The 10,499-nt window shown below is 43.2% G+C and carries 12 protein-coding genes; 3 read left to right on the top strand and 9 right to left on the bottom strand.

Annotated features, from left to right (window positions below):
* The 4 genes from ACBR23_RS03840 to ACBR23_RS03825 all read right to left on the bottom strand — a co-directional run.
* A partial coding sequence (locus tag ACBR23_RS03840) for a tetratricopeptide repeat protein (protein WP_371118502.1) occupies positions 1-1,371 on the bottom strand: 1,371 nt, incomplete at its 3' end.
* A gap of 12 nt (positions 1,372-1,383) precedes the next feature.
* Positions 1,384-1,770 carry a type II toxin-antitoxin system VapC family toxin gene (locus tag ACBR23_RS03835; protein WP_371118501.1) on the bottom strand — a complete coding sequence of 129 codons (387 nt, stop codon included), beginning with the start codon at positions 1,768-1,770 and terminating at the stop codon, positions 1,384-1,386.
* Entirely contained in the window at positions 1,770-2,381 is a 612-nt protein-coding gene (locus ACBR23_RS03830; RefSeq protein WP_371118500.1) for a hypothetical protein, read from the bottom strand. The genes ACBR23_RS03835 and ACBR23_RS03830 overlap by 1 nt, the downstream gene beginning before the upstream one ends.
* 148 nt (positions 2,382-2,529) lie before the next feature.
* Positions 2,530-3,123 carry a hypothetical protein gene (locus tag ACBR23_RS03825; protein WP_371118499.1) on the bottom strand — a complete coding sequence of 198 codons (594 nt, stop codon included), beginning with the start codon at positions 3,121-3,123 and terminating at the stop codon, positions 2,530-2,532.
* Between the two features lie 83 nt (positions 3,124-3,206).
* Between ACBR23_RS03825 and ACBR23_RS03820 the strand changes: the two genes are divergently transcribed.
* Complete coding sequence (locus ACBR23_RS03820) at positions 3,207-4,169, top strand: hypothetical protein (RefSeq protein WP_371118498.1); 963 nt, start codon at positions 3,207-3,209, stop codon at positions 4,167-4,169.
* Positions 4,170-4,663: 494 nt separating this feature from the next.
* Here the strand turns inward: ACBR23_RS03820 and trxA are convergent, their stop codons facing one another.
* Complete coding sequence (trxA, locus tag ACBR23_RS03815; RefSeq protein WP_371115583.1) at positions 4,664-4,981, bottom strand: thioredoxin; 318 nt, start codon at positions 4,979-4,981, stop codon at positions 4,664-4,666.
* A 73-nt stretch (positions 4,982-5,054) separates the two neighbouring features.
* Between trxA and fabG the strand changes: the two genes are divergently transcribed.
* Positions 5,055-5,819: a 3-oxoacyl-[acyl-carrier-protein] reductase gene (gene fabG, locus ACBR23_RS03810; protein WP_371118497.1), complete on the top strand. Its 765-nt coding sequence runs from the start codon at positions 5,055-5,057 to the stop codon at positions 5,817-5,819.
* An 89-nt stretch (positions 5,820-5,908) separates the two neighbouring features.
* Here the strand turns inward: fabG and ACBR23_RS03805 are convergent, their stop codons facing one another.
* From ACBR23_RS03805 to ACBR23_RS03795, 3 genes are all read right to left on the bottom strand, one after another.
* Positions 5,909-6,370, bottom strand: coding sequence for a GTP pyrophosphokinase (locus ACBR23_RS03805; RefSeq protein WP_371115581.1), 462 nt, complete (start codon positions 6,368-6,370; stop codon positions 5,909-5,911).
* A 303-nt stretch (positions 6,371-6,673) separates the two neighbouring features.
* Positions 6,674-6,973, bottom strand: a complete 300-nt coding sequence (locus ACBR23_RS03800; protein WP_341738481.1) for an RNA-binding protein — start codon at positions 6,971-6,973, stop codon at positions 6,674-6,676.
* Between the two features lie 110 nt (positions 6,974-7,083).
* Positions 7,084-7,266 (bottom strand): hypothetical protein, encoded by a 183-nt coding sequence (locus tag ACBR23_RS03795; protein ID WP_371115580.1) that lies wholly within the window; start codon positions 7,264-7,266, stop codon positions 7,084-7,086.
* Positions 7,267-7,685: 419 nt separating this feature from the next.
* On the opposite strand from ACBR23_RS03795, the gene ACBR23_RS03790 reads away from it, so the two are divergent.
* Positions 7,686-8,819, top strand: a complete 1,134-nt coding sequence (locus ACBR23_RS03790) for a cyclopropane-fatty-acyl-phospholipid synthase family protein (RefSeq protein WP_371115579.1) — start codon at positions 7,686-7,688, stop codon at positions 8,817-8,819.
* 343 nt (positions 8,820-9,162) lie between these two features.
* Here the strand turns inward: ACBR23_RS03790 and ACBR23_RS03785 are convergent, their stop codons facing one another.
* Positions 9,163-10,302, bottom strand: a complete 1,140-nt coding sequence (locus tag ACBR23_RS03785) for a fatty acid desaturase (protein WP_371118496.1) — start codon at positions 10,300-10,302, stop codon at positions 9,163-9,165.
* Between the last annotated feature and the right edge of the window lie 197 nt (positions 10,303-10,499).

The raw sequence follows: 10,499 nt of genomic DNA, 5'->3' as shown, positions 1-10,499 counted from the left end.
AGAGATGGTGTCGTAGACTCCACCAATATTATTCAAAGTAGTAGCTTCCCCAGAGCGATCGCCCACTTCTCGCCTAATTGGTAAAGCTTGATTATAGTATTTCAATGCTTCTTGTGGTTGAGAGATGCTACTGTAGACTCCACCAAAATTACTCAAAGTATTAGCTTCCCCAGAGCGATCGCCCACTTCTCGCATAATTGGTAAAGCTTGATTATAGTATTTCAATGCTTCTTGTGGTTGAGAGATGGTGTCGTAGACTCCACCAATATTATTCAAAGTAGTAGCTTCCCCAGAGCGATCGCCCACTTCTCGCCTAATTGGTAAAGCTTGATTATAGTATTTCAATGCTTCTTGTGGTTGAGAGATGCTACTGTAAACTCCACCGATATTATTTAAAGTAGTAGCTTCTCCAGAGCGATCTTTTACTTCCCGGATAATTGGTAAAGCTTGGTTAAAGTATTTCAATGCTTCTTGCGGTTGGGAAATCCTGTTGTATAATGTACCAATATTATTCAAAGTAGCAGCTTCACCAGCGCGATCGCCCACTTCTCGCCTAATTGGTAAAGCTTGGTTAAAGTATTTTAATGCTTCTTGCGGTTGGGAAATACTGATGTAGACTGCACCGATATTACTCAAAGTAGCAGCTTCACCAGAGCGATCGCCCACTGACCGCATAATTGGCAAAGCTTGATTATAGTATTTTAATGCTTCTTGCGGTTGGGAGATGCTGTCGTAGGCGAAACCAATATTATTCAAAGTAGCAGCTTCCCCTGCGCGATCTTTTACTTCCCGGATAATTGGTAAAGCTTGGTTATAGTATTTCAATGCTTCTTGCGGTTGGGATATCCTATTGTATACTCCACCAATATTATACAAAGTAGTAGCTTCTCCAGAGCGATCGCCCACTTCTCGTCTAATTGGTAAAGCTTGGTTATAGTATTTCAATGCTTCTTGCGGTTGGGAGATCCTTTCGTAAACTAAACCAATATTATTCAAAGTAGTTACTTCCCCAGAGCGATTGCCCACTTCCCGCCAAATAGGTAAAGCTTGGTTATAGTATTTCAATGCTTCTTGCGCTTGGGAGATGCTGTTGTAATTAGAACCAATGCTTGTGAGTGCTAAGGCTTCAAGTTCTCTAATTTTCAATTGTCGCGTAATAACTAGAACCTGTTGCCATGTTTTTATTGCTTCACCTAATTTTCCTTGCTGTTGCTCTTGCCTTGCTTGCTGTATAAGTCCCTTTATTTGTTCAATTATTTGTTCGGCTTGTGAATCTCGACTTTGCCCCCAACTAGGTTGAACCATCACTGGCACAGTCAGAGGAGTCAGACACACACCCAAAACCAAAACACTGCTAATAATTCTTTTCATCTTTTTTATAATTCACCAAATTCGATTAATAGAATAGGCATCAAACGCAGAATCTTTACTTAATATAGGTATCCCTTCCACCATTGCTTGTGCAATGAGCAAGCGATCGAACGGATCTTTATGATGAAAAGGCATGGTCACGATCGCATTCAGATGATCTAAATTGATATTCAGGAGATTAAAGTCTTCCAAACTGAGTTTTTGCCCGATATACTCCTCAAAAGGCACACTCAAATTCAGAAGTCCTTTACTTTCCTTAATTGCCATCTCCCAGATACTTGCTATACTGACCAGTTTATTATTATCTTCATCCTCAATTAAAATCCGTGCAACAGCACTGAGTTGAGAATCGCCTGCAAAAAACCAAATTAAGGTATGAGTATCTAACAAAAGTCTCATTACATATAATCCTGAAAATCTTCTAATGGCTCATCAAAATTATCAGATATGGTAATCACCTCGCGATCGCAACCAAACAACGGCGCACGGCGCTTTTTAGGAGGCATCACCGATGATTTTATATTGGTTCTGCGATCGCTCTCTAGAAATTCTCCAATTTTTTTCCATTCCTCTCTATCTTCATCGGACAAAGCTGCCAAAAACTCTTTCATTCTTTTCAGCTTCTCCTCATGGTTGACTGGCGAAACTTCCCGGACTTCCATCAGAACTTCGGAGCCGTCAGGAATGTTAAAATCTTCTGACAGTTGGATGTTTTTACCTTGTTTTATGCCTTTAACTTGGATAGGTTCGGATTTAATAGCTTGCCTGAGATAAATTGCAGATATCAGGTCTGACCAAGTAAAGTTTTCAGGTAATTTATCGATTAAGCTGCGGACTTCTTCTTTAAGATTGATGGTTTCCATCGGTTTTAGTAAAGAGAGTTGGGATTTTAATTCTAGTATAAGCGGTTTTGAAGCGATCGAGCTTTTAGCAAAAGCAACGGATAGCACGGCAATGCCCATTGGTGTCAACTTAAGGTCAAACCCAGCCAGAGACTGCTGTTTGACCATTAAATCTAGATCCCCCCTAGCCCCCCTTAAGAAGGGGGGGACAAGAGTATTCTCAAAGTCCCCCTTCTTAAGGGGGATTTAGGGGGATCTAGACTTAGAGTAAAAACGAGATTTCTCAGGGATTTGAGTCTTAAGTTGACACCAATACTCAATAGGGAGTCGCTGCAATTGTTATCGTCTTTTTCTGCACATCAAACTGCATTTCATCGACAACAAATTGCCTGCTTTTCGCGACTACCAAAATCCCCCGCAATTGCGCCCGATTCACGACAGGCGGCCCCAAATTCACCACAGCTTGACCTTTAACAGCATCTTTCAGCTCAAAAGCACTGATGGGAATGCCATTCCATCTGGCTTGATTGTTAGTAGCTGGCGGGAGCTCGCCCCGAAAAACTGGCCCTTTACGAGAATCTATATAAACCACCGCACTTTTGGGAAACACGATTTTCTCAATTTGACTCAAGGGAAGCGATAGCTTTCCCCGCTTTCCCTGTATCCACAATTTTTGCGCTTTCTCATCAATCTGCAAAACTAAACCATCTCTTTTATCCCCCCCTTTGATCAGAATCTCCGCATCCGTCGGCAACGCTACGGGTATCGCCTGACTACCGCTGGCCTGTGCTTGTACCGATCGCAAATTCTGTTTCTGGACTTCCTGACTGGCCGCATTAACCTGTGCAGCCATACCCGCTGTCACCGTAAAAAGTGCTACAACTAGAAAAGAAAGTGTTTTGTATTTCATAGTCCCCTAAACCCCCTTCAAGGCGAAGCGTTAACCCCAATACCATTATACAATTATACTTCACATCCCTTGAAGGTGATTCCGTGACCGCTTCTCCCCAACCTACTCCCGAATCGAATATTTTAGGCAACTTTGCCAGCGTTGTTGGCTTATTCGGTGCCGCTTTGTTTTTCACGGGCTGGATTTATCGCTGGTCTTATTTTTACTGCTTTCAGCTAAATGTAATTACCCTCGATTTACCAGTAGAATCGTTTTTCATAGTACCGCTTCAGGTGTTTTTAGGTGATGGCTGGACAATTGTCAAAAGTGCGATCGCCTTTCTGCTGACATCCCTGGCAATTTATCATACTTTATGGCTGGTTAACAGTATCAATAAGACAATTGCTACTAAAATTTATCGGATAAATAGACTGTGGCGCTTGTCTGCTGGTACAAGAGGATTATCGTTGCTTCATCGATTCCTGAAGTCTTGGCAGCGATTCAATGTCAATAGATATAACTCGATCAAATTATTGCGATCGCTCGTTGACGAAATTATCATCGTCGGTTGGGTATTGCTAGTCTTATTCTGGTCAGCTTACCACCAAGGCATTGCCGATGCCCGACGGGATGCCGGGGAAAATTCATCTTTACCAGCAGTTGCTTTAATCGCCAAGCAAGACAACATTGCTTTAGGCAGAAAACTCGATGATGACACACTTCGATCCAGTGGCAAAGGATTTAAGGCGATCGGCGATTTGGGTTTGTTTACAGACTTGAGTAACACCGACTACAATCATACCCGAATATCCAAAGAAAAATTCCAAAAACTCCAGCAACAGGAAGGCAATAAACTTACCCCCGAACAGTTGTTAGAGAAGTCCAAAGAACCTAGAGTTTGGCGGTTACTTTTGGAGAGAGGAAACTGGATTTATCTGTTTCCGGCTTTAACAAAAGAAGAGCAAAAAGACCCTCAAGCTCGTCCGCCAGTGATGGCCATTCAACAAAGTCAATCCGGCGATCAATTGTTAATTATAAGTCCCGCACCTTCTCAACCTTCTAAATAATTCACCAGTAAGAGAAACAGTCCTGGACGCACGAGTAGTCAGAAACCGTGTTTTTGGGCGATAATATTTGGTTGCAACCACCAGATTCGGTAAAAAACCCGGTTTCTTTGGTAGATGCGTCAGTCCTATAAGAACGAACGTAAAAAGACATATATCCAATTAAGTAAAAACCATTCACCAAAATCAACAATCCTTTACCCACATAAGAGTTAACCAAACCAAAAACGCGGTAAGTTGACAATAGAAATATTGGGATGTCGGGCAAAATTCCGCCCGTAACGATGAGCAAATTCAATTCAGAATGCTGGACTCTACCGAGAATTGCTAAATTAATAATTGCGTGGCTTGGTGTTTTCAGGAGATAAGAATTAGTTTGTAGTCAGGACTTCAGTCATTCCCAAAGAGGACTCAAGTCCTTACTACTAACCTAACTCCCTCCTTTGTAGTCAGGACTTCAGTCCTTCCAAAAGAGGACTAAAGTCCTGAGTGCGAACCTACAAGAAAGGTTGCACTCGATCGATCAATTGCGCGGCTTGCATCACTCCCTCAATGCGATCGACCTCAGCGCCATTTTTGAACAACACCAAAGTCGGCAAAGCATAAATGTGATACTGCGAAGCCAACTGTTCGTACTTATCCGTGTCAATCTTGACCACCATCAACTTGTCCTTCATCTGACCGCTGACTTGTTCCAAAATCGGTGCCATCATCTGACAAGGGCCACACCAAGTAGCATAAAAATCTACCAACACCGGCAAATCGGAGCTCGATAGTAACTCCTCAAAACTGCTGAACTGTTTTTGAACTGCCATAGGACAAAATATTTTTTTTGGTTCTGGCTCGATTTTAGTGCAAAATTCTCTGGTAGATTGCGAGGATAGAATTATGGAATTATTACCAGAGACATTTCAGAGATTGCAGGGTAAAGTTGCTGTCGTGACCGGTGCATCGCGGGGAATCGGCCGCGCCGTTGCTTTAAACCTAGCCGCAGAGGGTGCTAAAGTCGCGGTCAACTATGCCAGTTCCAGTGCTGCTGCGGATGCAGTGGTAGCCGAAATAGTCGCTGCTGGTGGCGAAGCTATCGCCCTTGCAGCAGATGTCTCGAAAACTGACCAAGTAGATGCACTCACCAGTAATGTCATGGAAAAATGGGGACGGATTGACATTTTGGTGAACAATGCTGGAATTACGCGCGATACTTTACTGTTGCGGATGAAGTTAGAAGATTGGCAAGCTGTGATTGATTTGAATCTAACAGGTGTATTTTTGTGTACGAAAGCTGCGAGTAAAATCATGCTGAAACAGCGCAGCGGCCGAATTATTAATATTGCTTCGGTGGCTGGACAAATGGGCAATCCGGGACAAGCTAATTACAGTGCGGCGAAGGCTGGGGTAATTGGGTTTACTAAAACTGTGGCGAAGGAGTTGTCTAGTCGCGGGATTACTGTGAATGCGGTGGCACCGGGTTTTATCACTACAGATATGACTAAGGATGTTAAATCTGATGAGATTTTGAAGTACATTCCCCTGGGGAGATATGGGGAAGTTGAGGAAGTTGCGGGGATGGTGAAGTTTTTGGCGGCGGATGCGGCTGCTGCTTATATTACGGGGCAGGTGTTTAATGTGGATGGGGGGATGGTGATGGCTTAGGATTTGATTTTTTTGGTCGGAGATATCGCACAGGCTTTCGGGCCTGTGCCACGATGAAGGTGGATATCTGCGGTTGAATTTGAACGTTTTCAATAAGACTTTAAAGCCCCGCGTAACTGACTGAGGACTTTTTTGTATTTGGCAATGCGTTGAAAATCTGCCTCTGTCGGATTGGAAATGCGACGAATATCGAGGTTGTGAGTAACATCGGCGATTTTGACTCGCAAGGCGATCGGGTTGGCCATCACCCGCTCTAAATAAGCTGCGTAAGGTTCTCCTTCTATTTTGGTAATGGCGCCGATCGCGTTTACTATAAATTCAGGAAAACCTTCGCTTCTGAGTTCGTCAAGTGTCAGTTCGGAATCTTCCACCGCATCGTGGAGAACCCCTACGATTTTCTCCTCTACAGAATTGACATTTTTCATCACAAATAGCGGATGATCTATATAGGAATTGCCTGCCTTATCAACCTGCCCTTCATGAGCTTTGACGGCGATCGCGATCGCTCGTTGTAGTAACCATTCGTAGTCTGAATTCGTATTTGACGACATAGCCAAGAAGTTTGTTACTACAGGTTTTAGATAAACGAAAATAAACGCAGATGAATTTATGGTTCTCTGCGTTTATCGCTGTAGGTTCGGTCTGTGAACAAAGGACGATCGCCAGTCAATAAACTAATAGCTATTGCAACTCAGTTAATAGACACAATTAAACATAAAATTATCATCGCGAGACTCGCTATGGCCGAAGAAAGCAACCGTTGAGTTTGAGATTGGCTGACTTCGTTCAGTTTTGAAAGTTTATGTATCTCTGGCTACTTAGAGCGATCGCCAATCCTGTGACTCAGCCTAGGATTAGTAACGACGATTGAAGCCACCGCCGGAGCGACCGCCACCGCCAGGTCCACGATCTTCGCGGGGCTTGGCTTTGTTAACTTTCAGATCGCGGCCCATCCACTCAGCGCCATCAAGCGCTTCGATTGCGGCTGTTTCTTCTGCCTCAGTTCCCATTTCCACAAAGGCGAAACCGCGCATTTTGCCAGTTTCGCGGTCTGTCGGTAACTGAACTCTTTTAACGGTTCCGTACTCTGCAAATACGGTATTGAGGTCTTCTTGGGTAACTTGATAAGCAAGATTACCTACGTAAATCGACATGAAATATCTCCTAAATCAGATGTGGATGGAAGTTGAGATTTTCGATAGAGCCAGCCAAAGTCAAACGTGAAAGACTCATCAACAAGTGCTTTCTAGTTTACCATACCCAATCAGGTTGTGTGGAGGTTATTGCCAATTTTAGCAAAATATTTTCCTAATTTCATAGGATCGCGCCGTAGCACACCCATCAATCTCTTGACCAAACCAGGCAAAATAGAACGGGATTTAGCAGATTCTACCCGTGGAACACCGGCCGCTACCGCTAGAGATAGGGGTGTGGCGAAGGCTGACACCAGGGAAGTTTTGATAATTATTTAGTTAGTCTGTTAATCAACCTCTCTCGGATGTTTTGGAAAAAATGTAGCTAATGATACTAAATTTCGGAAACAGGAAAGCTGAAACCCTTGATGTTGTTCAATTATAAGTATGAGCTGATCGCCACAACGACGCGAGAACCCCCCCATCCAGCAATCCTCTGAGACCCATTTTCATCCATCACTCCGAAAAAACTACATTATTCTTAATATTTTAATTCTGCCTGAAAGCCTCATAAATTCGTTCTCTAATCCGATTACTTCGTGATAAATCTTGATATTTTTGCAAGCTCTGGCAGTGTAAACCTTACTTAGTAAGATGTTTAAGTTTTTGTGTCTCTAAAAACCTGTTGATTTTCTTGAGATAGAATAGCACCATCTTTAAAAACAGTATAAACATGAGCTCATCAACAGTCTTACAAAACATCGAAAAGCATCTCCCCATCCTGGGAAATGTACATACCAAAAGTCCCCTTGCCTACCGAGCAACCCGCGTCGCAGTCAGTGCTGTTAACGCCGTGCAAATGGCAGTAGCAGAATCTTACATCAACGGATTAGAAGTACCCGATTCTGTCTTGCGATCGCTTTTTGATACCTGTATGCCAGTCTTTTTTAAGCATTTTCCGTCCCTGCTTGCACCCTACGAATGGGTACTAACAGAAACAGATCGGACTGCTGAAGGACCGCGGGATTTAATGAAACTTCAGTACGATTTGCCTCAAGCCATGCTGAATCCAATGTTAGGCGAGGGGAAACTCATCTATCCCAAATACAGCATGGGATTATGGGAAAAAGGAGCCACCAACCTCGAACAATCCCAGATCCACATGATTGATGATGTGATTGAGAAACTAGAAATCAAAGATGGCGACAATATTTTAGACTTTGGTTGCGGTTGGGGCTGCGTTCCCAACTACATCCTCTCCAAATTCCCCAATGTCAAGTTTACGGGAATTAACTTGAGTCACCACCAATGCGAATATATGCGCCGGAAGATGCAAGATCCCGAAAGCTACCTCAGCTCAGGTCGATTCACTCTCTACGAAGGAGATTTGAACGATGCCCAATTTGAGACCAAGTTTGATAAAATTTTGTCGATCGGCGTTTTTTGTCATGTCGGTAATTTAACGAAAGCTTTCCAAAAGCTCGCCTCTTTCCTGAAAGATAACGGCCGAGTTTTCATTCACATCATCACAGTCCGTACCCCCAACAATATATCCAGCGTTTTCACCCACAAATACATTTTCCCCCACGGCCGTTACTGGAAATACGATGCAGTTCCCAGCTACAACAACGACCTCAAAACCATTGAAAGATGGTATTTGAATGGATTCAATTACTCCACCACCTTTGCTAATTGGCTGAAAAACTTTGACGATTCTCAGGCGATAGTCAAAGATTTAGACTATGGCATTGACTATGCCAAATTTCGCCGAATCTGGCGGTTTTATTTGATTTGGTTTGTGGCTAATTTCGCCAGTTGCGATGGGGAATACAATGGTAATGGTCAATATTTAATGACTCATACCTAATTATCGATTGATTAGGGCAACGGAGGACACGGCAATGCCGTTTCCCTACTCCAAAATAATGTTGTAGGGACACGGCACTGCCCTTCTTCGTGTCAACTTAAGGTCAAACCCTGTCAGAGACTGTTGTTTGACGATTAGGCCCAGATCCCCCCTAGCCCCCCTTAAGAAGGGGGGGACAGGAGTCTTCTCTTTCGTCCCCCTTCCCCCCTTGGGGGGGGCTAGGGGGGGGTGGGGATTTAGGGGGATCTGGACTCGGATATAAACGAGATTTCTCAAGGGTTTCAGGCTTAAGTTGACACGCTTTGGGCACTGCCGTCTCCTCCCTTAAGCCTTCCTAATTTCTTTAAACTTGATCTGCTTGAGACTTACCACAATCTACAGACATTTCACCTGAAGAATCAGTAAAAGTCAGTTCATCTTTGTAATGTCGCGGGGTTTCCATCAGTAACCGCCATGCTTCCCCAGCATCTATTAAATTCATGCGGCCGGGATAATGAATTTGTAACAACTCTTGCACCATCGGGTAATAGTCTGAGTTGATGCTGGGAAAAATGTGATGTTCTGTGTGGTAAGAAAAATTAAAGTGCAGTACATCGAATATTTTAGGAACTCGCAGTGAAGCACTATTAATCAGCGGGTCATTGATGCTGGTCATCCGACAACCCATATGATTGGTGTAGATGTAAAACATTGCGCCGGCATGACCAAGTGCGATCGGCAAAATGTAGGCGAGAGCAACTTTGAGGGGATTAAATTCTAGGTAGAATAAGATGCTCAGATGAATTGCTAAGATTCCCAAGCACTCAAGGGCGATTGTCAATCTATCTTTAGGGCTAACTGTAAAGGCCGCGGGTACGTAATCTACTGATTTATCATTGAATAACAACACCGAGGAGACATTGCGGAAATTATGTACAAACCATGAGCCAGCCATCCCGATAATCAACCACAGCGGATTGACTTCTACTGACGGTACAAACAGATTTTGAATCCATTTTCCCCAGGTATCTGGCTGCTGGTACAGGTAGTTGCGATCGGGATCTGCTAGGGAATTTGTGTTGTTGTGGTGTACGAGGTTATGCAGATTTTTCCACTGGGTAGGTGGCATGAATAGCATACTTAATCCCAAAAAGGCGATGGGATAAGTCAGCCAAGACTTTTTTTGAACGCTACCGTGCATGAGGTCGTGGGAGCTAAATAGCAAAACTATGATACTATTGCCCATGATTATGGCTAAAGGTAGATAGAGCCATAAAAGATAGACTGGCCATTGGTCTAGATGACTAGCAATTCCCCATCCTAGCAATAAAATTCCTAGGTTGAGTAAGAGTATTACTAATTTGTTGCGATCGGGTTCAAAGGCTTCTGATGGCAGAAGAGGACGCAATTTTTTAACGTATACTGAATGGTGAATTAGGGTTTCTTTGCCTAAAGTCGGCGTTGCAGTATTGTCGAGAGTATTCAGTATTTTTTCGGATTTCATGCGATCGCTAAGAGTATTTTTGGATAGAACTCAATAATTTTCTAAATTTAATTATATCTGAAATATTACAGCATTTTCAGCAACAGGCTTTCCGGTCTCTTCCACAAACAATAAATGTTTTTATGGAATGGATCTGAAAGCATGTTGCTAAACAGTTTATTAAAAATAATTCAAGATACCAGTTATCCGAACTTGAA

The organism is Microcoleus sp., from assembly GCF_041354475.1.
In the GTDB taxonomy this organism is placed as follows: Bacteria; Cyanobacteriota; Cyanobacteriia; order Cyanobacteriales; family Microcoleaceae; genus Microcoleus.
The sequence above is the reverse complement of the archived record's forward strand: the minus strand, read 5'-3'. Positions and strand labels throughout refer to the sequence as shown.